Source organism: Bacillus sp. JJ1773, from assembly GCF_036962035.1.
Taxonomy (GTDB): Bacteria; Bacillota; Bacilli; order Bacillales; family Cytobacillaceae; genus Cytobacillus.
This window is the reverse complement of sequence record NZ_JBALNX010000039.1, coordinates 54,646-80,009: the sequence shown is the minus strand read 5'-3', so window position 1 is coordinate 80,009 and position 25,364 is coordinate 54,646. Positions and strand designations below refer to the sequence as shown.

The 25,364-nt window shown below is 36.5% G+C and carries 23 protein-coding genes; 20 read left to right on the top strand and 3 right to left on the bottom strand.

Annotated features, from left to right (window positions below; genetic code table 11):
• Positions 1-209: 209 nt before the first annotated feature.
• Both V7127_RS10610 and V7127_RS10605 read right to left on the bottom strand, forming a co-directional pair.
• On the bottom strand, positions 210-3,380 hold the full coding sequence (locus tag V7127_RS10610; protein ID WP_335485707.1) for an ATP-binding cassette domain-containing protein: 3,171 nt from the start codon (positions 3,378-3,380) through the stop codon (positions 210-212).
• 334 nt (positions 3,381-3,714) lie between these two features.
• A complete protein-coding gene (locus V7127_RS10605) occupies positions 3,715-4,446 on the bottom strand; it encodes a YheC/YheD family protein (protein ID WP_335485704.1) in 732 nt (243 codons plus the stop codon).
• Between the two features lie 218 nt (positions 4,447-4,664).
• Here V7127_RS10605 and V7127_RS10600 point away from each other — a divergent pair, with 218 nt between their 5' ends.
• The 16 genes from V7127_RS10600 (at position 4,665) to V7127_RS10525 (ending at position 21,382) form a co-directional block, all read left to right on the top strand.
• Positions 4,665-5,537, top strand: a complete 873-nt coding sequence (locus V7127_RS10600) for a YitT family protein (RefSeq protein WP_335346683.1) — start codon at positions 4,665-4,667, stop codon at positions 5,535-5,537.
• 169 nt (positions 5,538-5,706) lie between these two features.
• On the top strand, positions 5,707-6,978 hold the full coding sequence (locus V7127_RS10595) for a hypothetical protein (RefSeq protein ID WP_335485701.1): 1,272 nt from the start codon (positions 5,707-5,709) through the stop codon (positions 6,976-6,978).
• A gap of 469 nt (positions 6,979-7,447) precedes the next feature.
• Positions 7,448-8,737, top strand: a complete 1,290-nt coding sequence (gene hemA / locus V7127_RS10590; protein WP_335485698.1) for a glutamyl-tRNA reductase — start codon at positions 7,448-7,450, stop codon at positions 8,735-8,737.
• A gap of 77 nt (positions 8,738-8,814) precedes the next feature.
• Positions 8,815-9,522: a pirin family protein gene (locus tag V7127_RS10585; RefSeq protein WP_335485694.1), complete on the top strand. Its 708-nt coding sequence runs from the start codon at positions 8,815-8,817 to the stop codon at positions 9,520-9,522.
• 1 nt (position 9,523) lies between these two features.
• A complete protein-coding gene (locus V7127_RS10580) occupies positions 9,524-9,790 on the top strand; it encodes a hypothetical protein (protein ID WP_335485690.1) in 267 nt (88 codons plus the stop codon).
• A gap of 28 nt (positions 9,791-9,818) precedes the next feature.
• Positions 9,819-10,373, top strand: coding sequence for an NADPH-dependent FMN reductase (locus V7127_RS10575; protein ID WP_335485687.1), 555 nt, complete (start codon positions 9,819-9,821; stop codon positions 10,371-10,373).
• A 397-nt stretch (positions 10,374-10,770) separates the two neighbouring features.
• The gene (locus V7127_RS10570; RefSeq protein ID WP_335485683.1) at positions 10,771-11,067 is read left to right on the top strand and encodes a hypothetical protein; all 297 of its coding nucleotides are present in this window, start codon (positions 10,771-10,773) and stop codon (positions 11,065-11,067) included.
• A gap of 289 nt (positions 11,068-11,356) precedes the next feature.
• A complete protein-coding gene (locus tag V7127_RS10565) occupies positions 11,357-11,950 on the top strand; it encodes a glycerol-3-phosphate responsive antiterminator (RefSeq protein ID WP_335485680.1) in 594 nt (197 codons plus the stop codon).
• Positions 11,951-12,250: 300 nt separating this feature from the next.
• The gene (locus V7127_RS10560) at positions 12,251-13,555 is read left to right on the top strand and encodes an ABC transporter substrate-binding protein (protein ID WP_335485677.1); all 1,305 of its coding nucleotides are present in this window, start codon (positions 12,251-12,253) and stop codon (positions 13,553-13,555) included.
• An 80-nt stretch (positions 13,556-13,635) separates the two neighbouring features.
• Positions 13,636-14,505 (top strand): HAD family hydrolase, encoded by an 870-nt coding sequence (locus tag V7127_RS10555; RefSeq protein ID WP_335485674.1) that lies wholly within the window; start codon positions 13,636-13,638, stop codon positions 14,503-14,505.
• Positions 14,506-14,543: 38 nt separating this feature from the next.
• Positions 14,544-15,623 (top strand): ABC transporter ATP-binding protein, encoded by a 1,080-nt coding sequence (locus V7127_RS10550; RefSeq protein ID WP_335485671.1) that lies wholly within the window; start codon positions 14,544-14,546, stop codon positions 15,621-15,623.
• 1 nt (position 15,624) lies between these two features.
• Positions 15,625-16,494: a carbohydrate ABC transporter permease gene (locus tag V7127_RS10545; protein WP_335485668.1), complete on the top strand. Its 870-nt coding sequence runs from the start codon at positions 15,625-15,627 to the stop codon at positions 16,492-16,494.
• Between the two features lie 15 nt (positions 16,495-16,509).
• Positions 16,510-17,334, top strand: a complete 825-nt coding sequence (locus V7127_RS10540; protein ID WP_335485665.1) for a carbohydrate ABC transporter permease — start codon at positions 16,510-16,512, stop codon at positions 17,332-17,334.
• A gap of 19 nt (positions 17,335-17,353) precedes the next feature.
• Positions 17,354-18,319 (top strand): glycosyltransferase family 2 protein, encoded by a 966-nt coding sequence (locus V7127_RS10535; RefSeq protein ID WP_335485662.1) that lies wholly within the window; start codon positions 17,354-17,356, stop codon positions 18,317-18,319.
• Entirely contained in the window at positions 18,306-18,683 is a 378-nt protein-coding gene (locus V7127_RS10530) for a GtrA family protein (RefSeq protein ID WP_335485659.1), read from the top strand. Before V7127_RS10535 ends, V7127_RS10530 begins: the two co-directional genes overlap by 14 nt.
• The gene (locus tag V7127_RS10525; RefSeq protein ID WP_335485656.1) at positions 18,680-21,382 is read left to right on the top strand and encodes a YfhO family protein; all 2,703 of its coding nucleotides are present in this window, start codon (positions 18,680-18,682) and stop codon (positions 21,380-21,382) included. Before V7127_RS10530 ends, V7127_RS10525 begins: the two co-directional genes overlap by 4 nt.
• 48 nt (positions 21,383-21,430) lie before the next feature.
• On the opposite strand, the gene V7127_RS10520 is transcribed toward V7127_RS10525, so the two are convergent.
• On the bottom strand, positions 21,431-22,273 hold the full coding sequence (locus tag V7127_RS10520) for a metallophosphoesterase family protein (protein WP_335485652.1): 843 nt from the start codon (positions 22,271-22,273) through the stop codon (positions 21,431-21,433).
• A 308-nt stretch (positions 22,274-22,581) separates the two neighbouring features.
• Between V7127_RS10520 and V7127_RS10515 the strand changes: the two genes are divergently transcribed.
• The 4 genes from V7127_RS10515 (at position 22,582) to V7127_RS10500 (ending at position 25,275) form a co-directional block, all read left to right on the top strand.
• Positions 22,582-23,004: a MarR family winged helix-turn-helix transcriptional regulator gene (locus V7127_RS10515; RefSeq protein WP_335485649.1), complete on the top strand. Its 423-nt coding sequence runs from the start codon at positions 22,582-22,584 to the stop codon at positions 23,002-23,004.
• Positions 23,005-23,089: 85 nt separating this feature from the next.
• Entirely contained in the window at positions 23,090-24,028 is a 939-nt protein-coding gene (locus V7127_RS10510) for a ring-cleaving dioxygenase (protein WP_335485646.1), read from the top strand.
• Between the two features lie 21 nt (positions 24,029-24,049).
• Positions 24,050-24,658 (top strand): flavin reductase family protein, encoded by a 609-nt coding sequence (locus tag V7127_RS10505; protein WP_335485781.1) that lies wholly within the window; start codon positions 24,050-24,052, stop codon positions 24,656-24,658.
• Positions 24,659-24,672: 14 nt separating this feature from the next.
• Positions 24,673-25,275 carry an alpha/beta hydrolase gene (locus tag V7127_RS10500; protein ID WP_335344971.1) on the top strand — a complete coding sequence of 201 codons (603 nt, stop codon included), beginning with the start codon at positions 24,673-24,675 and terminating at the stop codon, positions 25,273-25,275.
• The last annotated feature ends 89 nt before the right edge of the window (positions 25,276-25,364 follow it).

The window sequence follows — 25,364 nt, the reverse complement described above, 5'->3', positions numbered from 1 at the left end:
CAAGTTTTAGTCCTACAGCTTCAAAGAAAGCAGCAACAAATACTTTCATCCAATCTGTATTCATTTAATAAACACCTCCAATTTTATTCTTTCCAAAAAGCAAAAAAAGCCTGAGAGAAAACTGTTACATTTTCTCCTAGGCTTTTATCCCTCCGTGACACAGTAAAAATGCGAATTTATCTCGGACTAGAACAACAACGTGTTCTAATTTAATTATGTTGCTCAAGGCATTGATGCACTGCCATCATATCTCGTTTATTCAACTCACGTATACGATTGAAAATGGGAATATGTGCAACAGCTTCTGTTAATAAGCCTTCATCTACAACATCACTTACTGTTCCAGTTAACCATGTTTTTACTTGTATGCCATCAACAAGCTCCTTTAGGCCATCATCATTGATGCCACTTGCATAACAACTTACACATGGAATGGTTAATTTAAACACGCCATCATGGAGATTATCTTCTGATATCACTTTCTTCCCTTTACAGAATGGACATGGATGGCTTTTTTTAATTTTATTAATTTGGGTAATTAATTTTTTGTAGCCAAACGCTTCATAGACATAAGTTAGTTTTTTGTATTTTCCATTGGTGAAATACTTATCTATGATCGTTTCTCTCGTCTCAGTGATATTGGCAAAATCACTGATGGTGATTCGATTATTAAGGCTGATGGATTCGATATTGCCGCTAATACTGCCCCAGAATGGTAAGACATTTTGTAATACCATTTCATAACCCGTAAAGCTTGCTAGTTCTAGTTCAAGCATTTTCAGCGCGACTTGTGTTTCCCTAGGCAGCAGAGAGACGTCTTCTGTCAAAATCATATCTCCGCCTACAATAGACTTCAATTTTTCCAGTTCAGGTAAGTTCCCAGTTATTTTCAATACTTGGTCAATCGGCTGATTGATTATTTCACGAATATCTATATCTCCAAATTTAAGCGGTTTATGATGGTTTAAAACAGTACCCTCACAAATTGGACATGTAATCATTTCTTTAGAAGCTTTCATTTGCTCCTTAATGATTGATTTTGAAACAACAATATACATACCAAGGATCGTATTAAAACCGACCCATGTTCTACGTGCCTTGCCTTTCTTATCATAAAATGACTTTTCAAAATACCCGTACCAAAATGTATGCTTTTCTTCATCTGACATCTCATGATAGCTTTTTGTTAAATCTTGACCAAGTTCATTCTTAATTTCTTCAAATAGAAATTCTAACTTTGGATATTGATAAAATTTTAATACTTCCATTATTTCTGGATAGAATAGACCATCCCAGAATGGAAGATTTTTGTCTTGAATGACAAGATCTTTATCAAATATTTCAATCTTAAGACGTCCTGAGCATGATGGGCAATGATTGTCCGGAGAAAAGAAATCAAATCTCCTCGTATCTTTATTAGTCGGATGAGCTGCTACAATATAGTTGATCAATCCACCCATTTCATAGAGAAAACTATATTGACTATACAAGTGTCTTTCTAAATCAATTGCGATCACAGGTGCGATTTTGTCAGATTCGTATTCACCATAAATTAAGCGGGCCATTGATGATAAGCTTTTTAAGATGCCGCCCTTATAGACGTTTTCTGCCTCTTTAAAGTAGGCAATATGATTTTCTTTTAAATAGGTAATTCCATTTTGCTGCTTGAGTGTAGAAGAAATAGGCGATGGTGCAGCGGTCGCATCGATTTTTTTAAGACGATAATAATCATCGTGACTGACAACATCAAGATGCTCCACAGGTGCAAGCTGTCTTTTACCAAAGTCAACGATAAAATCGGAGTTTGCTAGCATATATGAATTATGTTCGATCATGATGATAGAGACGGATTCATCTTGCAGAATGATTCTTATGCTATCAATGAATTGATTTAAAATATTTTGTGATAAACCTTTTGAAGGTTCGTCAAATATAAAAAGCGTATGTGGATTTCTTGAGTTAGCAAACAACTCAGAAACTAAATGGACACATTGAAATTCACCAGTTGATAAAGACTGTGTTTTTCTTTCTAATGTCAAGTAACCAAGTCCAAGTTTGATTAATAAGCTTAAGCGTTTATGTACGATGTCTTCTTTTGGCAGTTCATCAATAATATCTTCAATCGAGCGCAGAAAAATATCATCAATATCTTCACTATATTTTGTGAGCTTCTTTTTAATATCAAGAAAAGTTGCAACAGTTGACCGGCTCGTAATCGATTGGTTTCGATCTTGACCTACCATAACGAGTTTATCTTTCTTGTATCGCTTCAGAAAATCTTGAGCTATGCATTCATTGATAAGTGTAGATTTCCCGCATCCTGATTCACCCGTAACGGTTACCAGTCTATTTTTTGGAATCTGAAATTCTGCCATTTGGATATTCCGGCAATATAAATCATGAAATTGATAGTATTCTGTTGGCGTTGTTTGATTTCGTTCCAGAACGATTGGCTCGGGACGAGGAGATACTTCTACAATTTTTCCACCATATTTTCCGCTGCCAGGTCCGAAGAACAATTGCTCATTCGTTGTATCGAGCACTGTGTCTGAATGATCAATGAGCCAAATTTGATTCTTAAAGCCTAAATGTTTAATCTGTTCTAAAATGTTCAATAGTGTTTGGTGATCAAGACCAACAGAGATTTCATCAATAATAATAACGGTATTTTCACTTACTGCCATAAACTCTGCCAAGTAAAGACGTGTTAATTCTCCACCTGACAATGTACCCATAATGCGATTTAATGTTAAGTAACCAATATTCATATTGATAATGTTTTTAAGAATATTTTGTTTCCCTTCACTAAGATTTAGAGCATCTGCTAGTGAAAGAATGGTTTCAACGCTCAAGTTATTGATATCGGAAATATTATGTGGCTGATCCAATAATTCAATCGTATATTGCAGGGTTTCTTGATTATAGCGCCTTCCCTCACACTTTGGACATTCGACATTATTATTAGTACCGCGGCCTTTACACTTAGGACACCAGCCTAATTCATTATTAAATGAAAAGACTTCTGGGGAAAGATCGTATTTTTCGGCAAGTCTTCCACGAATCTCTGTAAATACGCCAGTATGCGTGCCAATTGTTGAACGCGGATTGGAAGAAATGGATGATCTTCCGAGAAAAAGTACTAAAGGCATCTCTTCCATCTTGATGGCACTGAAATTAGTTTCCATAATATTTGGAAATAAGTACTGATATTCAGCCTTTGGCAATAAGGAAACGAGACGCTTCTTGGATTCTTCACCAATGGTTTGACAAAATGTAGTTTTACCAGATCCGGATAAACCAGCAATTCCGAGCGTCTGATCTTCCGGCAAGACGGCATCTAAACGGTTAATATTGTTGGCAATTAATTGATTTATTTTCATTGGATATCATCTCCATTCTCTAAATCTAGTATTGCCATGTTAGCACAACTTCAAATGAATTTGTTGCGTTTTTTTCGAATCGGCAACCTTATACTAATGGTAGACAAATTTCTTAGCGATGTTAAAAATGGGGGAATTGGGCTTAACTTTGTAACCGCGTTTTTTTCCTGACTCTACCCCACCTTGAGAAAAAAAGATTACCCAGCGTGGAGCAATCTTATGCTAACCGTGTTTCAAGTTTTTAAAAGGTTGATCTTACATGTTTTGTAATGATCCATTATGGACTCGTCCTTTTTCCTTAATTAACTAATACCATTGCATTAACAATGTTTTTCTACCGTTTATAGAAGCTTTTGATTTTTCTCAGCATTGATTTATCCTTTAAAAGTCTGAAAGGGACAAGAGAAGGGGCAAGATTCACTTCAATAATCCAAATATGTCCCTTCTGATCACATCCTACATCAAGTCCGAAAGTAAGTTGGCCAGAATAATAGTTACCTAATGTAACGGAAGTTAGTAGAGAGACTCTGTCAATTTCGGATAAAATAAATTGGAGAGGGACCACGAATAATGAAGAACGAAAGCTAGCCTCCTCTATGGTTAAAACCTCTCTGGCCACATTTGTAACAATAAAATGTTCAGCTGCAACTTTACAAACCTTACCTGTTACGTTCCATTCCGTTGAACCTTTTCTTCTCTGTACCATAACTCTTATGTCAAAAGGATTTCCATCGATATGAGCCAAAGGGATTTTCTGTTGAACAACGTAATACTTCCTTTTCGGTTTTTGATCCATTAGGTATCGATATGTTTGATCTCTACTGGTGAAGGCTATCTTTTTAGCTTGATTGTGAATTTGAAAATGGTCCTCTCCTAATTTAGACACTTGTATGACACCATATCCGAAACGTCCCATACATGGTTTCACTATTACTACTCTATGGCGGTCAAGTAACTCCCATAACGATTCTTCCGTTAGCAATTGGGTTTCGGGCAAATGTTCCGATAGTAGCTTCTCATCTCTCAATACCCGATGTATTATCCATTTCCCCCCATTTCTCCCCATTGGTTTCACCACCTTTTCATTTTTCATTACATCGTATTCACAGGAACATTATTTTCTTGGACAATCTTTTAACAAGCAGAGGGTTTTGAATAATAAAAAAATGATAATCAACGTTGTCTTGTCTTTAGTTTCGGCAAGTTGTTTTATTTGTGCTAAAAAGTAAAATTGTGTTAAAAATAATTACATAAATAATTGAAAAGTTGAAAGTAGGAAAATGAATGAGTACAGTGATAAAACAAAAACGCAATAAACTGATGATGGTTGTACGGGCACTATTGGTTGTTATTGGGGGATTTATAACTGCATATGGGCTAGAGGCGGTATTAATCCCAAACCAAGTATCAGACGGTGGTGTGACAGGACTGAGTATCGTTGGCTCACAATTGATTGGATTACCCCTAGGACTTCTAATTGCATTATTAAATATTCCCTTCGTATATTTAGGATATAAACAAATTGGTAAAAGTTTTGCTGCTTTTTCGGTTCTCGGTATAGCTTCACTAGCAGTTAGCACCAGCCTTATGCATCATGTAACAACCATAATTCAAGGGGACACATTATTAATAACCGTTGTTGGTGGGATTATCATCGGTTTTGGAATGGGATTAGCCTTACGTAATGGCGGGGCATTAGATGGAATTGATATGTTAGCCGTATTGCTTTCTCGAAAGTTACCTTTTGGGACAAGTGATCTAATTCTATTTTTAAATATGTTTGTTTTTATTGTCGTATCAACCATATTTGGTCTGCAAGGAGCCATATTATCAGCGATTGCCTACTTTATAGCATCTAAAGTCATTCACATTGTTGAGGAAGGTTTAAGTGGCTCGAAAACCTTTAAAATTATCACTACTGAACCTGAATTAATGGTTAAAACCATACGTGAGAGATTGGGCCGTGGAGCAACGTATACGCTGACACTTGGCAGTTATTCAAATGAGCAATTCAAGGAAATCACTTGTATCATTAACCGTTTGGAGGAAAGCAAAATGAAAGAAATCATAAATGAAATTGACCCAAAATCCTTTGTAGCGATATACGATGTATCAGAAGTGCAGGGTGGCAGCTTCATAAAGCGTGATATTCATTAAAAAAGCGCAATCCACAGGCACTGTTCTAATTATCTGATTTTAGAAAAATAACCTTGTTAAGCAAGTGAAATAGGATGTTATAAATCAGAAAGACTAATCGGGGAAGTGACGTTCCTATTACTACTTTCTAATATTATTCAGGAATTAAATGAACAGAGGGGATATGTAAGTGGATAAAAGAATACAAGAGTTAATTGATTTCACAAAGATAAAGTTTGGTTTAGATCATTACTACTTACAACGCCATAGCCTTTCACGAAACGTCAACATCTTCAATGAAACGGTTTATATACTTTGTATGGAATGGTTTCCTAATGATGTAACTATACAAGAGGATGATGATTCAAACCCTGAAGGCACAGCAGTTATTGAGATAAATGTGAATACTCGTAAGTTTGAGAGTGCTATTTTCGTAATGGGTAAGACATTTGCAAAGGGTGGGATTAAGTTTGCCAACCTGGATACAAATACAATAATAAAATGGATTGAGCGAGAAACGGGATTAACATATGGGAAGCAATTTCAATTACATAAAGAGGACGAAGGAGAACTTCAATTTAAAGAATGCTTTGAAGGTGCATCAGTGTCTCCTTCTGGAATTATTGATGTTAAATTTAATTTGGAAGGGAAACTTACCTCGTTCTCTGTTCATGGCCAATTTCCTTCTAAAGAAATGGTTAAAGAAGAAGCTTATGCCCTTTCACTTGAAAAGGTGGAGAATATAGCAAAGGAACAGTTGAAATTGATTGAATTTCCTTCATTTGAACAAAAGAAAATATCACCTGTTTATGCAGTTGAAGAGATTTATGTTACGAATGATGGAACGTCTACGATTCCATTTGAAATAATAGCGGATGTAAGGTCGTTTTTGAAAATAGATAAAACTATTTCTTGGAATAAACCAATCAATGAACCATTTATAAGAAAAGAGATTAGTTGGATTGAAGATGTCACGGCTGAACAAGCATTTGCATGCGAGCCAAGTCCTTTTTCATTCCCGATCACAAAGGTAGAACAAGAGAAATGTGTGATGGCTGTCGAAGAGTTATTAAGACAGGAATATCCGAAAGATACTGGGAGATGGATGCTTAAAACTCTACATCGTGACAAAGGATATATTCATGCAATATTGAGGGCTAACCACCAGGATAATCGTGTCTTTCAAAGAAAACTGATGATAATGATTGATGCCAGGAGCCTTCAAGCAGTAAATTATATGGATAACAAACCAATGTTGGAGATTTATGATCAATTTCAAACACCTGATAAAGTAACGATCACGAAAGATGAAGCATTTGAAAAAATCAAGGAATTGTTTGAGCTCAAACCTTATTATGTATACGACTTTGAGCAAAAACAATATGTATTATGCGGAAAAATTGATTGTCAGCATGGAGTAAATGCTGGAAGCGGTGAAGTTATTTCATTAGATGACTTATAGTTTTACTAGTTGAGGAGGACATTAAATCCGCTATTTTTATTAAATGACTATTATCTAGTGGCTTACCGGACACTGAGTAAGTTATTTGCGAAAAAACATAGGAAATAGCTATATTTTTACAAAATAGCGGAATCAAAGTCTACAAACATTTGGAATTAACTCATTTTGACATAAATAAAGGAACTGATGTCCGCTAAGCTCAGATAGAAATAACATTAGGTGCGGTGCCACACTAGTCAACGTTCTTACGGTTAGGATATTGCCTGATTTAACCTAGTTAGAATCAAGAATAAAAAACTTCACATGATTGTACAAAATAATAGGCGAAGAAGTAATATCTTGACATATAAACAATTTTGTAATAAATTATCCTTAATTCGAGATAGTTTATTTTGAGATATGTTAAAAATAAAAGTTCAATGTGAAATTGTTGAACAGATTAATGTAATCCTAAAAGGAGTATGTTCACATGTATATAGTTGCTGTCGGTCTCAGCCATAAAACAGCACCCGTGCAAATTAGGGAGAAATTTTCTTTTCATTCTTCTCAACTCGGTAAAGCAATGAAAGCACTGCAAAGGAAAAATGGAATTATTGAAAATGTTATTTTGTCCACTTGTAATCGAACTGAAATTTATGCAGTGGTTGATGAGCTTGAGATGGGTAAGACTCAACTTGAAGATTTCCTTTCTGAATGGTTTCAAATCGAAAAAAAAGAAATTTTACCTTATTTGTTTTTCTATATACACGAGCTTGCCATTAAACATCTATATGAAGTTACATGTGGTTTAACTTCGAAGGTCTTAGGCGAAACCCAAATCTTAGGACAGGTTCGTTCGAGTTTTTTGCTTGCTCAACAGGAAAAGACAACTGGGACTGTCTTTAATCATACTTTTAAAAAAGCAGTCACCCTAGGAAAACGGGCTCACACAGAAACAGAGATAGGCAATAGGGCTGTTTCAGTAGGTTATGCAGCGGTGGAAGTAGCAAAAAAGTTCTTTACAGGATTTCACGACCTTTCTATTCTTATTATCGGTGCTGGTGAAATAGCGGAATTGCTCTTGAAAAATATTAAAAGTAATGGGAAAAATAAGGTATCAGTAATGAATAGAACTTTTGAGAGGGCTCAGGTATTGGCAAAACAATATGGAGCTGAACCAATTCCAATAGAAGAGCTGCCTAAAAAAGTGATTGGAACAGATATCATAATTAGTGCAGCGTCTACAGAGAGCTTTATCATTACCCAAAATATGATTCACACAAGTAGGCCTCAATTATTTTTAGACTTATCAGTTCCTCGAAGTATTAATCCTGATATCGATGAGATAAAGAATGTTACTCTTTACAATATTGATGATCTCCATGACATCATGAGTACTAATCTATTGGAACGGAAGAAGGCAGCAAAGAAAATCATGTCTCTAATAGAAGGAGAAATGGATGAATTTATAAATTGGGTGAATTTATTAGATGTAGTACCTATTATCTCTGCACTTACTGATAAGGTCTCAATGATCAAAAAAGAAACAATAGCAAGTTTGAATAGGAAAATCCCAAATCTATCCGAGCACGACAAAAAGGTATTTGAAAAGCACATGAATAGTATTGCGAACCAAATGTTGAAAGAGCCTTTATCCTATATTAAAGAATTAGCGGAGTCCTCTGATTCAGACCAGGAGCTAAATGTAATCAGTAAGATGTTTAATATTGAGGAATCAGTAGAAAAATATCGTGAAGAACAGACATACCTTACAAGTTAATGTTATATAAAATTTCCGAATTGTGGCAAATGTAGTATATATTTTATCTTTAATATGAGATATTTGAGGTGAGATAAATGATTCAAACATTTCCGGCAACATCCCGTTATTCCGTAAAAAATGATTGGTTAGAGAGCAACTTGAGTTTTTCATTTGGTGAATACTATGATGAATCCAATATCCAATTTGGCCCACTTCGTGTTTTTAATGACGATACGGTACAAGCTGGAAAGGGATTTGGCATTCATCCGCACAGAGAAGCAGAGATTGTATCCATTGTTTTGAAGGGCCAGCTTAAACATGAGGATAGTCTAGGGAATACGGGGATCCTACAATTTGGAAATGTTCAGCGTATGACTGCTGGAACAGGTGTCCTTCATTCCGAAATGAATGCTTCTCTGGAAGAAGAATCTAGCTTTTTACAGCTATGGTTTAAGCCTAATCAAAAACAATTACCACCATCCTATGAAGATATTGAATACAATGTTGATGCTATGAAAAATCAGCTGTTACCTATCGTTTCTTCAAAAACTATTAATGGAGCGGCGAAAATTCATAGTGATGTTACCTTATACTTATCCAAATTAGAGGCTGGAAAAGAGATTATCCATCAACAAGAACAAGATAGAAAAATGTTTGTGTTTGTTATTGAAGGAGAACTTCTTTTAAACAATGATGTGATTGTTGGGAAAAGAGATAGCGCACGAATAACCGAACAAACCGAACTTGTTTTAAAATCAACTAAAGAAACCTTCTTTTTATTGATTGATTTAGGTGGTGAGTAATATGCTATTGATTCGTCATTCGATCGGAAGCCGCCTATTTTATCAAACAGATAACTATACAATACAGCTTACAGGTGATAAGTGGAGTATTTATATTCCCATTTCCGAAGAAGAGGCAGGCGAGATTCTCAAATTTAAAGAGGAATTAAACCTATTTGATGTAGAGCAAAACCAAAAGACTTGGTACTATTCTTCAGATGCAAATATTGAGTATAACAAGAATCAAATAATTATTACTGCAGACCATAAAACAGTCTATCCAGTATAGAAATAACAAAAAGAGAGGAACATGAAAAATGACAAAAATCGGTATCTTACTAGGAAGTCTTAGAAAAGAATCTTTTTCAAAAAAGCTTGCAGCAAATGTTGCATCTTTATTGCCTGCAGGATATGAAGCTGAGATCATAGAGATTGGAAATTTAGCTTTATATAATCAGGATTTCGATGATGAAAACAACGTTCCAGCGGAGTATACTTCATTCCGTAATAAAATGAAGGAAATTGATGCCGTTTTATTTATAACGCCAGAATATAACCGTTCTGTACCAGCTGTTTTAAAGAATGCCCTTGACGTAGGTTCTCGTCCATATGGAGCAAGCGTATGGAATGGTAAACCGGCTGCAATTATCAGCCAATCTCCTGGTAATTTAAGTGCATTTGGCGCAAATCACCATTTACGCCAATCTCTTGTTTTCCTAAATATGCCACTAGTTCAACAACCTGAAGCATATATTGGGAATGTTGCAGCTTTATTAGATGAAAATGGAAAAGTTAAAGATGAAGGTACAATTAAATTTTTACAATCCTTTGCAGATGCGTTTGTTGATTTAATTAAGAGATATCAAAGCTAAGGATATTCCAAATCTCTTGATAAAAACAAATTTTCATAATTCTGTACACCTTTAGGTAGATAATCTTTTGGTACGAGGGTGCCAGTCGGTAGTCAATCATTTTGACTATCGACTGGCACTTTTTTGTTTGTATCATGTAGGAAAGCATCTGGATTGACCGATTTTGATACATATTACATTTTTGTTAGAAATATGTTTTTCTTTATCTGAAAATGAAGTAATTTACTAAATGTAAATAGATTAACAATCAGTTTAAGGACAGGTTACTATTGACGGAATCGACAATTATTTCAAAAAGGCCTGTATATAATGGTTTTAGTTTTAAAGGGAAGGAGTTGAAAATGCTCTCTGTCATGATTTGAAAAGACGATTCGAAACTTATGAAGGAGGAATAGAAATGGTATTTAAAACGCTTTGGAAACTATCGGTTTCATTACTTGCCCTCATGCTTTTTGCTGCTTGCAGCAATGGCCATGAGATGAACCCTGAAGGTGAACCTGCAAATATTGAAATGTCTCCTGAAGAAGAACCAGCGAATAGTGATATGATTCCTGAGGAAGAGCCAGCGGATGAAATGACTCCTGAAGAACCGGCAGAAAGTGAAATAACTCCAGAGGAAGATCCTGCAAATAGTGATTTAAATTCAGATGAGCCGGCAAGCGGTGATGAGGATGCAGAGGAATCTAGTAACTAATATTGAATTTAGCAGGAAATAAAGTGCGTATGCGATGAGAAATATAGATGCTAATCATAAAGGGCCTTTACCTAACAACTGGGTAAAGGTTTTATTCTTTATGATCTCTTAATTACAATATATAAATGCAAGGGAGAAATCGGCAAATAATACGGGTGCTGTCCGTTACCACTATCAGCGATTATCCCTTTATTATTCTCTTCGTTTACTATCTTTAGGATGAATTTACATTGAATTAACACTCGTTTTTTATACTTAAGAAAAGGAAATCCGATGAGGAGTGATTCAATTGCACCGGAACAATGAGGAGAAAGAATTTTTTATACGGCTATATCATTATAAAAAAATCGCTGCAGTGAAGAGCCCTAAAGGGATTGAAAAAGTTATTAAACAGAAGGATCGAATCAGTGCTGTTTTTTTGCTTACTGGAAATATCATGTCAATAAAAGGATACGTTGATCTTTTCAAAAAAGAAGGCTTACCTGTTTTTGTTCATATTGAGAAAATAGGCGGTTTGAGCATGAATGATGAAGGACTTGATTTTATTGCAAATTATGTACAGCCTTTAGGCATTGTAACAACCAAACCTAATATGGTTGCAAAAGCGAAAAAGAGAAAGCTTATGGCCATACAGCGAGTGTTTATGATCGATACGGAAGTATATGATCATGTATTGCATTCATTAGATCAAAACGCTCCTGATATAATTGAGATCATGCCATCAAGACTTCCGCATGTGATTAGGGACTTAAGTAAGCAAGTGAAAATACCGCTGATTACTGGCGGGTTGCTTTCAGAAAAAGCACATGCAATGGAGGTGCTTGACTGCGGGGCAATTGCGATAACTACCTCTAACACGGATATTTGGAAAGAGGATCTCTAAAGCAGCGATAGTAGAGCTAGCTACCTATATAAAATTATTTGTTAATTCGAACTTTAAAGTTTATTTACATAATTATAAAACTTCTATAACAATTAATCTTTACAATAATAATTGAAAAGTAAATAGAAGGCATTGGTTCTAATGAGAGAGACCTCAAATACTAACGGATCATCCCGTTTTATTTGAGGTCTATTTGTTTTTTCGGAGGTGATGAAAAGGTCTTAACGGATAAAAAATTAAGCTTGGATTAACGGCCTATAGCTTTTAAATAAAATGAATAAATAAATGGAGGAATAACAATTGAAAAAAATATTTGTTTTCATGCTAACTCTATTAATGATTTTCCTAACAGCCTGTCAATCGAATAAAGTAGCGGGAACGACAGGGGACAGCGATAGTAAGACGGACGAAAAAAGCGGAGAAAAAATTGAAATTACATATTGGTATGCCTGGGGAGATAAAATTGGGGAAAACAATGAAAATCTAGCAAAAATGTTCAATGAATCCCAAGACAAAATCCATGTAACAGCAGAATACCAAGGAACGTATATCGACCTTCATGCAAAAACACAAGCAGCATTAGCTGCCAAAAATGCTCCTGAAGTAACATTGAACGAAATTTCTTCAATTGGTGTATTTGCGAAATCAGGAATGACACAAGATTTAACGCCATTTATCGAACGTGATGATATTAATATGGATGATTTTAATCCTGGATTAATGGGGAATTCGTATGTAGATGACAAGCTTTATGGTCTCCCATACTTGCGTAGTACTCCAATTCTTTATATGAATACAACGATGCTAAAAGAGGCTGGTCTTGATCCATCGGGTCCAAAAGATTGGGCAGAATTTGAAAACTATTTAAGAGTTCTTACAGTGGAAGGCAAAACAGTCGGAATGACAATGCCAGTAAACATTTGGATGTATGAAGCTTTTGTTGGATCTGCTGAAGGTCAAATGGTGGCAGATGACGAGTCAAAAGTAACATTTGATGAAGAAGCTGGTGTTGAAGCACTGGAATTTTGGAAAAGGCTTGCCGGGGAAGGAATCATTAAGGTTCCGGGTGGTGAAACAGCAGCCGAAGTAGCCAAGCAAGACTTTGCAAACAGCCGTTCAGCAATGATTTTTTCTTCGACAGCCGACCTTTCGTATAATCTATCTGTTGCTAAAGAGAAGGGATTTGAATTAAACACAGCATTTATGCCGTCACATAAAAAAAATGCTGTGCCTACAGGCGGAGCTAATCTTGTTATGACAGCTGGATTGGACAAAGAAAAGCAAGATGCTGCATGGGAATTCATTAAATTTATGACAGCGAAAGAGCAAACGATTTATGCAAGTAAATATACTGGGTATCTGCCAAGCCGTTTGTCCGCAGTAGAGTCAGAAGAAATGCAAGCTTTATATAAGGAAACACCGCAATTTAAAGTAGCAGTTGATCAATTGCAATATGGACATCCTCGTCCAATGGCTGAAGCCTACCCAGAAATAGCCACGATTCTTACGAATGAAATTACAAGAACTTTATTAGAAAAAGATCTATCACCTAAAGATGCACTTGATGCAGCAGCTGAAAAATCGAACCAATTGCTTCAAAAATAAAAATGGCAGATTTATAGATTGTTTTGGAAGAAAAGTTTGAGGAATCTGCTTTTCTTCCCTACTTTCAAGGGGGAACGCGAATGATGGACTGGATAAAAAAAGTTAAAGCTGTGATTTTTGATTTAGATGGAACATTATATCAGGATTACACATTTTTAGGCCGTTATATTCAGCATATGCTTAAAGAGCAATTACAAAAAAGTGATTTAGAACAAGTCATTAAAGAAGCCTATTCGATATTAGAAGGCAGCCATCCTATACGTATTGGTTACTATTATAACCGCGAAAATCAAAAGGTGTACGCTCATGAAAACCTTAACCCAACCGCATGTTTTTCCTGGGACGGAGAAGAGTATGAAGATGGTATGGCGGAGAATAAGCATCTTTTCTATATAGGGGATCCATGGGGAATTGCTGGACTATACGCTCAGAAGTATAACGTAGATATATCAAAAAAAATGATGGTTTTTGATCTAGTGCGCAAAGAAATGCTCTGTGAGCCAAACAAAATTTATCGTCATAAAGCTTTATTTGATGCTATTTCTGAATTAAATGTGGAGAATAAAGTTTTTATGACAAATACACCTGAGCCTTCCGGATCCGAATTTGTAAAGTATTTAGAGATTGAGCACCATTTTGATGAATATATTTTTGACGCCAAAAAGCCTAATGGAATGCAGCTGAAGATGGAACAAATGCTTGCAGAGGGTTATGAGCCTTATGAAATATTGTCGGTTGGGGACAACCCATTTAATGATTTGTATCCCGTGAAAAATCTTGGTGGGAAAACCTGTCTGATTTCAGGATATTCTCATGCCGATTCGACTGAATGGGATGTTAAAGTCCAAACGATAGAAGAATTGACAGTGATTCTTCATCAATTATGCAGCCATTCGTCAGATAAATCGAAAGAAGATAGCTTGAGCGACAAGATCACGTTCATACATTAGTCAATAGATTTTGATTCTTTTAGAAGGAGAAGTGGCGCATGGCTGAGATAATTCTGAGAAATGTATCCAAAACATTTAAAGATGAAGAAGTAATAAGTGATCTAAACTTAACGATACGTGATGGTTCTTTTACCGTCTTGGTCGGTCCTTCCGGATGCGGAAAATCAACGACTCTTCGCATGATTGCAGGCCTTGAAAAACAATCATCAGGCGAGATATGGATTGGCGATCAGCTTGTTAATGATACACCACCAGGCAAACGTAACATTGCGATGGTATTTCAAAATTATGCACTATATCCAACCATGACGGTACGAGGGAACATTGAATTCGGTTTAATTAATAAGAAGGTGCCTAAGCATGAGCGTGATGAACTGATTAAAGAAATCTCTGAAATTGTTGGCTTGACGGACTATCTAAATAAAAAACCCCAACAGCTATCCGGCGGACAAAGACAGCGTGTCGCTCTCGCACGAGCGATGGTTAAAAAGCCAAAGGTTTTTATTCTGGATGAGCCGCTTTCCAATCTCGATGCAAAGCTGCGCGGACAGATGAGAACAGAATTAATTCAGCTGCATAAACGTTTAGGTACAACCTTTATTTATGTGACACATGATCAGGTCGAAGCCATGTCAATGGGAGATGAAATCGTTATTTTAAACAAAGGGGAAATTCAGCAGAAGGATAGTCCGATGAATGTTTATCATGATCCGAATAATACTTTTACAGCTAATTTTATCGGTACTCCAGCGATGAATATTGTGGAGTTTGAAAAAATGATGGACTATTTGCCTGCACTAAATGGTGATGTGAAATATGTTGGATTCAGACCTGAGCATATTCAATTATCTGCAGCGGAAAAAGCAGATCCCCATTCAATTATTTTACTTGGTGAGATTTTAACAAGAGAAACACTAGGATCTGAAACAATTTATACTGTAAAAACAAATGCTGGAATAATCAATTGTAAAAGCTTTATTGATCCTGTCGACCGTTTAAGGCATGTCAAGCTTCAAATTCCACATGAAAAACTGTATTTCTTTAATACTCATGGTGAACGAAACCGTTCAGTCACAATTAAGCGCATTGAACCTGTTCTTATAAAGGGAGGGAGATAACGTGGCTTGGAACAGACTGCGGCCATATGCCATGATTTCTCCGGCCATTGTGATATTTTGTTTATTTTTTATCTATCCAATTGGCTACATGATTTATTTAAGTATGCATGAATGGAACTTCGTGAGCCCGGATAAACAATTTGTTGGGCTGCAAAACTTCACGACACTCTTTGCTGAGCGGGAATTTATTGAAGTTATGCAAAACACATTTATATACACGGCATTAACCGTCTCACTCACAATCATCATCTCGCTCATTTTAGCTCTTTGGCTTAATCGCAATGGCACTGTTTATAGCTTCGTTCAAGGGGCTATATTTAGCCCGCATATTATCTCACTTGTTTCGGTTTCCATGCTTTGGATGTGGCTGATGGATACAGATTATGGCTTACTAAATTGGGTTTTAAATTTATTTGGCCTATCGAATGTCTCTTGGCTGACAGATCCGAGTACATCCCTTTTTTCGCTAGTGATTGTGGCTGTTTGGAAAGGGATTGGCTTTAATACACTAATTTTCATTGCCGGCTTGCAAAGTATTCCTCGGGATATGTATGAAGCGGCTCAATTAGATGGATCGAGCAAGTTGAGTACTTTTTGGAAAATCACATTGCCCATGCTGTCACCAACCTTATTTTTCTTAACAATCATTAGCCTGATTGGCTCTTTTCAGGTGTTTGAGACCATATCCATTATGACTCAAGGCGGGCCAATCAATTCAACGAATACATTTGTGTACTATATTTATGAATATGGTTTTCGGTATTTTAAAATTGGATATTCATCCGCGGCAGGTGTGCTATTGCTCATCATTGTCGGTTTACTGACAATTTTATACTTTAAGCTGCTTGGAAAGCGCGTTCATTATCGCTAAAAATGGAGGATTCACATGAAGACATCCTATTTAGGAAAGCTTTTAAACGGAATTGGATTAATTCTCATTGTATGTGTGTTTGCTTTCCCTTTTGTGTGGATGATATCAACATCCTTTAAAACTATAGGAGAAACGCTAACCTTTCCGCCTAAGTGGATCCCAGAACAGTTTATTTGGGAAAACTTCACAAAGGCTTGGAATTCAGGGCCATTTTTAAAATACTTTTTAAATAGCTTAGTGGTGTCAGTCGGGATATTGATTTTGCAATTTTTAACGATTATTCCTGCCGCCTATGCATTTGCCCGATATCGTTTTGCGGGAAGCACATTTTTCTTTGCCCTTACTATGATAACCTTAATGATTCCAGGCCAGCTCATATTCCTGCCAGTTTATTTGCAGATGAGCTCATGGGGTATACTTGATACGCTTTGGTCGCTTATTTTACCATTTGCTTCGAGTGCGTTTGGCATTTTCATGCTTCGTCAATCGTTTATGCAAGTCCCAGAGGAGCTTTTGGAAGCGGCCAGACTGGATGAAGCGCCGGAATGGAAAATCATTTTGAAAATCATGATCCCAATTGCAAAGCCAGTGTTGATTACTTTTGCTTTATTTAGTTTTATTAGTCATTGGAATGATTACTTTTGGCCACTTGTTATGACAACAAGTGATGTGGCCCGAACACTTCCACTCGGAATTTCGAAATTAAGAGAGGTTGATGGAGGAATTGCCTGGAACGTCCTTATGGCTGGAAATATGATTTTAGTTATTCCGATCTTAATTGTTTTCTTTTTTGCTCAGCGTCAAATTATCCGAGCTTTTGTTTATACAGGAGTTAAATAATTTTCGGAAGGGTGAAATCATGGGGAGCCTAACAATCTCTTTTATTATACCTTCATATAATGAGGCAGAAAATGTTCAATACGTTCTCAAGGCAATCGAGTCTGAAATGCTGTTTCAGCATTATGAATATGAAGTAGTGTTTGTAGATGATGGCAGCAAGGATGGAACAGTAGAGGCTATTCAAGAATTGGCCTTTTGTCATCCAGCGGTTAAATACGTATCTTTCTCACGTAATTTTGGAAAAGAGGCTGCCCTTTTAGCGGGCCTCCGCCATTCACAAGGAGATGCAGTTATTATGATGGATGCTGATTTACAGCATCCTGCCTCGATGATTTCTAAGCTTTTAAAGGGATACGAGGAAGGGTATGATCAAGTGATTGCCAAACGGAATCGAAAGGGTGATTCACTTGTTAGATCATTCATTTCCTCTGCATTTTACAGATTTATTAATAAGGCTGTTGATGTGGAGTTGTCTGACGGGGAGGGAGATTTTCGACTTCTTAGCCGTAAAGCAGTAGATGCGCTTTTAAAGCTTAGTGAAGGAAATCGTTTTTCTAAAGGCTTATATTCGTGGATTGGTCTTGAGAAAAAAGTCATTCCCTATGAAAATGTGGCAAGAGAAAAAGGAGAGACAAAGTGGTCCTTTGCTAAACTTTTAAACTACGGAATAGATGGAGTCGTCTCCTTTAACCACAAACCATTACGTGCATGCTTCTATTTAGGGGCATTTGTTTTAATATTGTCCCTGCTTTATATTATCATTACTTTTGTCCAAATATTGCAAAATGGCATCGCGGTACCCGGATATTTTACAACGATCTCAGCTGTTCTCTTTTTAGGAGGAATTCAGCTTGTCTGCCTAGGAATTATTGGGGAGTATATCGGCCGCATCTATTATGAAACAAAAAAACGCCCGCATTATATAGTAGGAAAAACAAATATTGAAACGGCCGCAGAGAAGAGAGAAAAGCATGCTATTCAATAAAAAAGAGTTTTTGAGGTTTGTCGTTGTTGGGGGCGTGAATACTCTTCACTATTACGTTCTATATATGGCTTGTCTGCATATATTAGAGTTTCATTATTTTCTCTCTCATATTATAGGGTTTTTATTTAGTTTAATAGGCTCCTTTTTTTTAAATACGTTCTATACGTATAAGGTAAAGCCGACGTGGTCAAGGTTTCTTCGTTTTCCATTCACTCAAGCTTTTAATACCATTGCAACAGCCGTTTTATTGTTCATTTTTATTGACCTTTTCCATATCAACAGCAGTCTTGCTCCAATTGCAGCCGTCTTTATTACGACACCAATGACCTTTATTCTTACAGGGAGAATATTGAAGACATCATGATACATTCTAAACATGAATTACCTCAGCCCCTTCCTAAAAATCGATCTTTACTTGACCGTCTGATCCAACGTTTGAAAAAAAGGAAAGATCTATTAATTCTCTTTTTATTAAGTTTTACAGTAGCATGGTTGAGCCATTTATTCTTTATTACGGAATGGCTTGATGGCCGTTATATGACAGGAATGAATGATGGTCTATCTCAAATGCTTCCATTAAAACAGCTGCTGTACGATCAATATAAAAGCGGGGAATTTTTTTATTCGCCTGATTTTGGATTGGGAGGCAGTACATATACCCAGCTAGGTTACTATTTTTCAATGTCGATTGTTTTTATAGTGACAGCATTTGTCACTTTTTTTCTGGAGAGCGCTCAAGTAATTGATGAGCCTGATCTATATTATTGGGCAGACTTGATTCTTATCATAAGCGTGATACGCTCGATGATTATTATGATGTTAACGACACTCTATTTCCGGTATTTGCAGTTTTCTAAAGTGCCGGCTTTTACTGGTGCAGCTGTGTACGGAACAAGCATTATTTACTTTCGTCATGTTACTTACTGGGAGTTTTTCGCAGATGCAATGATGTGGCTGCCACTGCTCCTTATTGGTGTAGAGAAAATCATTAGGGAAGGAAAAGCTGGCTGGTTTATACTCGCTGTTTCCATTAGTTTGTTTGATAATTTTTATTTTTCCTATGTTAATTTTTTATTAGCGGGAATTTATATCCTTTTTCGATGGTTGATTCGGCTTAGTGATAAGGAAACAAGTAAATTGACTCAAATAAAGCTTTATCTTATAAGCGGTCTTTCAGGGTTCGGTATTAGTGCAGGTTCATTTGTACCAGCCGTTTATGGTTATCTAAACAATTACCGTCCGCCATTTGAAGATCCTGTGCCCATGTTTGATTTTGTCGATAATCTTTTATTAAATGGCCGAATTGTTTATTTACCAGCCTTTGTAGTGCTTAGTCTTTTTTTGTTTTCATTTTATCGTCATCGTCTTTTTCGTTTTTATGCATCAATAATCATTGTGCTGATTTTTATGCATTATAGTCCTTTTATAGGCAGTGTCTTCAATGGTTTTTCGGCGCCGCAATATCGATGGGAATACTTTTTATCGTTAGCAGCAGGAGGAATTACAGCATCTGCACTGGAGCAGTTAGGGAAAATAAAGAAGTGGCAGCTGATTCTATCGAGCGCAATGCTGTTGATGCTGTATGCTCTTTTTTATTTTTACGATCCTACAATGGAGTTTACCTCTCTAAAGTCGGCCAATATGGCGATATCGGCTGGTTTCATCGTGTTCGTTGTCTATGTTTTTGCATTTACCAAAAGTCATCATGTGTGGAAGGGATTAATCATCATCATTGTCGTCTCATGTGTGTCGATTGCGAATTTTTTTCAAGAGGAGAAGCTGACGAAGACAGGTACAGAGTATAGAGTATCACGGGAATTTATGCAAAGTGATCTATATAATGGGAAGCACCAGGAGGAATTAATCCGTTTTATTCAGAAGGTAGAGGAGGATCCGCTTGCTCGGGTTGACTGGATGATTGAAACAAGAAATAATACACCGATTGTTCAAGATTTTAAAGGATTTAGTGTGTACTCCAGCATTTTAAATAAAAACTTGCTGTTGTTTTATTTAAAGGATTTGGAAATTGATATGGGCCGCGAGAGTGTCAGCAGATATGCCTCTCTAGGAGATCGGGCAAATTTGTATAGTATGTTAATGGGGAAGTATTATGTTGCAAAACGGGGAGACGAAGCAATACCATATGGATTTTCGGAGTTTGCCTCTGTGGGAAAATATGTTGCCTACAAAAATAAGAATTTGCTTCCATTTGTAAGAACAACAAGCAACGTTTATTCTGAAGAGGCTTTGCTAGGGAAGTCTCCAGTTGAAAAAGAGCGGGCGATGTTAACAGGAATTATTTTAAAGGGAAAGAGCGATGATTTTCCTGCTTCGATTCCAGCAAGCAAGGACAATATGAATCATGCACAGATTGTAGCAGTTGATGCCGAATATGAGACTGGTTTGTTAAAGGTGACTAGCAAAGAGGGCGGGGTGGATCTAGTTCTTGATCAATTGGATCCGTCTGTTAAGGATCTCTATGTTTCTTTTTATCTAAAAGATAAGGGAAATGTAAAAGGGAATATAAATAAAGAGGAATTCACGCTTAAGGTAAATGAATATATGACCACTAGGAAAGTAGTGGATTCTATTTACAGGACAAATGTGAATAAGGTAACTGTCAGGATAGAAGCAAAAGAGCGCATTGAAATTAGAGTTCCTAAAGGTTCCTATGAATTCAATGAATTCAAGATTTATGAAGAAAATTATAATGTACTCGAAGCGGTAAAGGATAAGTATGCAGAGAAGCCAGCTCCTATCGTAAGCTGGTCTGGAAATTCTCTTTCATTTACGGTTAATAATGAAGAGAATGATAGATTCGCCATGCTTCCTGTTCCTTTTGAAAAAGGCTGGAGTGTTAAGGTTAATGGTGAAAAACAGGAATTATTAAAGGCGAATTATGCGTTTACTGGTATTAAGCTGCAGGAAGGAATAAATGAGGTTAAGCTTGTCTATTATCCCCCGTACTTTCTCTTATGCCTCGTATGTTCATTAGGATCATTAAGTATAGTTATTTTTTACATGAGAAGAAAGAAGAAAATAAAAAGGGCGATTCACCTATGAGAGGGTGATCGCCTTTTTGGTATGGATAAGCGGTTTTTTAAAGGTAAATTAGCTTTTGCTTCCAACAGGTATGAGCGGGATACGGCATTCACGGTCCTCGTCTTTACCTCTTGCAATCGGATTATGTGTAAAGTGGTTAATATTATTATAAATAACGGCAGCACTTTCGATAAGTGACTCATTTTCTACATCAATCGCTTGAACAGTAATCTCTTCAGAAGTAATTTCTATATGACGGAATGCTTGTTGATCTAGGCATGCAGATGTTTGGACAAAGGTCCAGTTTTTCTGGCGGACAATGGAATCAACATGTGTATGTCCGTTAAAATAAACACCAATTCCGTCCTTTTGATCTAATATCCTCCACATATCAATACTAGGATGTATGGAACCTTTGTCTGAATCAGAGCGTTTAGTCGTATCATATACAGGGTGATGGGCAAAGACAAGAAGTGGTTTAGATCCAGATTCTTTTACGACATTTTCAAACCACTGCAATTGCTCTTCGTCAATCCAGCCTCCCCAATCTTCAAAATCCATTTCCTTTGCAGTGTCTAAGAATGCAAATACAGCTTCGTCTGTTGAGAAGGAATGATAGCGGGCTTGATCTGTAATTTTCAGCACATTTTCTCTTGGCTGTGCATATAAATCGTGATTCCCTAAAACGTGGATAAAGTTCTTCTCTTTTCTTTTTAAAAGAGTATAGATTCCTAGAAGTTCAGAATAATGGCCAAAATTCGTTAAGTCCCCTAGTGATACATGTAAATCTGCGTCAACCTCTAAAAAATTGTCAATAAACCCTTCATAAAAGTTAGCTCGTGCTTCAAATAAACCTGGAACTGTTTCATCGATTGCTGGATAATGTAAATCCCCTATTAAAACAACCTTCATTTGAAATTCTCCTCTCAAAAATATTTATTTGAAGAACAATAGGATGGGATAACAAACTATCATCCTCTATATAAACTTTATCGAATAATTGTTAATTACTGGTTTAAGCTGTATGAATTAATTGTAAAAGGTCCATCTTTGGAGACATAAAGAGTTTTTACAGTCATCTAGGGCGGCGAAATATTGATAAAGGCTACTAGGGCATCTCTTATCATATTTATTATTGAGTTATTGACAAATAGCTTTATAAGTATTACTATTATCTTGAATTCAAGATAAATAAAATTGAGATTATTGGGGGTAAAATAATGGAGAGAACATGCACGAATTTGCCCTTTCTGATATTAATGCAAACATCCAAAGAAATTCATGATCAAATAAAAGAAGAAATGGCACAAAATAAATTAAGTATAACGGAATTTTCCGTTTTAGAGGTACTATACCAAAAAGGGAAACAAACCATTCAGCAAATTGGAAAGCGCATTCTAATCTCAAGCAGCTCAATGACCTATTGTTTAGACAAGTTAGAACAAAAAGGTTTACTGAGCAGAACGGCCTGTCCAGACGATCGCCGAGCGATACATGTGTTATTAACTGATGAGGGAAATGAATTGATGAAGGAAATCATGCCTAAATATCAAGAGTTAGTTGATGGTTTTTTTGATTCACTAAATTCTGAAGAGGCAGAGACATTAGTGCATCTTTTGAAAAAGGTAAGGAATAGAGTATAAACTAAGATTTTTTTTGATAATATATCTCGATATTGAGATACTAAATTTTAGCCTAAATAGTTTTATAAAATAGGAGTGAAAATAAATGAATAAAAAAACAATGGGTATTCACCATATTACTGCAATCGTAGGGCATCCCCAAGAGAATGTAGATTTCTATGCAGGAGTTTTGGGCTTGCGTTTAGTGAAACAAACGGTTAACTTTGATGATCCGGGCACTTACCATCTATATTTTGGCGATGAAGGCGGGAAGCCGGGTACAATTATTACTTTTTTTCCATGGGCTAATGCTTATCAAGGAAGGATTGGCGATGGTCAAGTAGGCGTTACTTCTTATGTTGTTCCTAAAGGGGCTATGAGTTTCTGGGAAGAGAGATTAGAGAAGTTTAATATTTCTTTCACTAAATCAGAACGGTTTGGTGAGCAATATCTGGAATTCGATGATCCACATGGGCTTCGCTTGGAAATTGTGGAGCGGGAAGAAGGGGAAGTCAATACTTGGACCTTTGGAGGGGTAACTCCAGAAGTAGCAATCAAAGGCTTCGGAGGTGCCATATTATTATCCGCTCAGCCAGACAAAACTGCAGAACTGTTAGAGAAAGTAATGGGACTTGAGCTTATCGGGAAAGAAGGAGACTTTATCCGCTTCCGTTCATTAGCTGATATTGGAAATATTATTGACGTGAAGGCAACTCCTACTGGAAGGGGCCAAATGGGTGTTGGAACCGTTCATCACATCGCATGGAGAGCGAATGATGACAATGATCAATTAGAATGGCAGAAGTATGTGGCAGCAAATGGTTATGGTGTCACTCCAGTTCAGGATAGAAATTATTTTAATGCTATTTATTTTAGAGAATACGGAGAAATCTTATTTGAAATTGCAACAGATCCTCCAGGTTTCGCCCATGATGAATCACAAGATACAATGGGAGAGCAGTTAATGTTGCCTGCACAGTATGAACAATATAGAGAACAGCTTGAACGCAGTTTGATACCGATTAAGGTGAGAGAATTAAATTAATTTCGTGAAGGAATGATTCCTATGCTTTCCATTGATCCTAATACAAATACGGAAAGAGAAAATTATAAATTTCTAATTGGAAGCATTATTCCAAGGCCCATTGCTTTTGTTACAACTTTGTCTGAAGAGGGCATATTAAATGGTGCCCCTTTTAGTTATTTTAATATTGTATCTTCGAATCCCCCAATGATTTCTTTATCGATACAACGTTCCGCAGGGAGACAGAAGGATACTGCCAAAAACATTCTTGAGAAAAAGGAATTTGTCGTCCATATTGTCGATGAACAAAATGTAGGAAAGGTAAATAAAACGGCTGCCAGTCTGCCTCCTTATGAAAGTGAAGTGGAGTTAGCAGAATTTACACAAATCGACAGTGTGAAAATTTCTGTTCCAGGTGTTAAGCAAGCAAAAATTCGAATGGAATGTATACTCGAGCACTCCTTGGAATTGGGAGATAAAGATTTGCCTGGCTGTGATTTTATCATCGGAAAAGTGGTTCAGTTTCATATAGAAAATGATATTTATGAAAATGGAAGAATCGATTCAAAAGGGTTGGCTGCTGTAAGCCGTTTGGCGGGAAATCATTATGCGAAAATCGGGGAAATTTTTGAAATTGAAAGACCTAAATAGTAGGAGGATAACGAATGAAACATATATTTAATAAAGGAAAAGATCCGAATAAACCAACTTTTTTAATGCTTCATGGGACGGGAGGAAATGAATTAGATCTACTGCCCCTTGCCGAAATGATTGATGATGAAGCCTCTGTATTAAGTGTGAGAGGGAATGTTTTAGAAAATGGAATGCCTCGATTTTTCAGAAGATTAGCTGAAGGGGTTTTTGATGAAGAAGATCTCATTTTCCGCACAAAAGAATTAAATGAGTTTCTCGATGAAGCAGCAGAAAAATATGGTTTTGACCGAGACAATATTATTGCCATTGGCTACTCAAATGGAGCGAATATTGCTGCGAGTTTATTATTTCACTATCAACATGCTTTGAAGGCTGCCATTCTTCATCACCCTATGGTACCTAGAAGAGGAGTGGAGCTTCCTGATTTATCCGGAAAATCTGTGTTTATTGCAGCTGGAACAAATGATCCAATTTGTTCACCAGCCGAATCTCAAGAACTTCAATCACTATTAGAAAAGGCAAATGCAAAAGTTGAACTTCATTGGGAAAATAGAGGCCATCAATTGACAGCTGAGGAAGTTAGAGCAGCTGGCAAATGGTATCTAACTTTATAATGGCAGTTCATGGTTTTGGGAAGTAAGAAGATTGCAATTAATAATATAAATCAACCTATGCATTAGAATTTGGGTGGTCATGATGAACT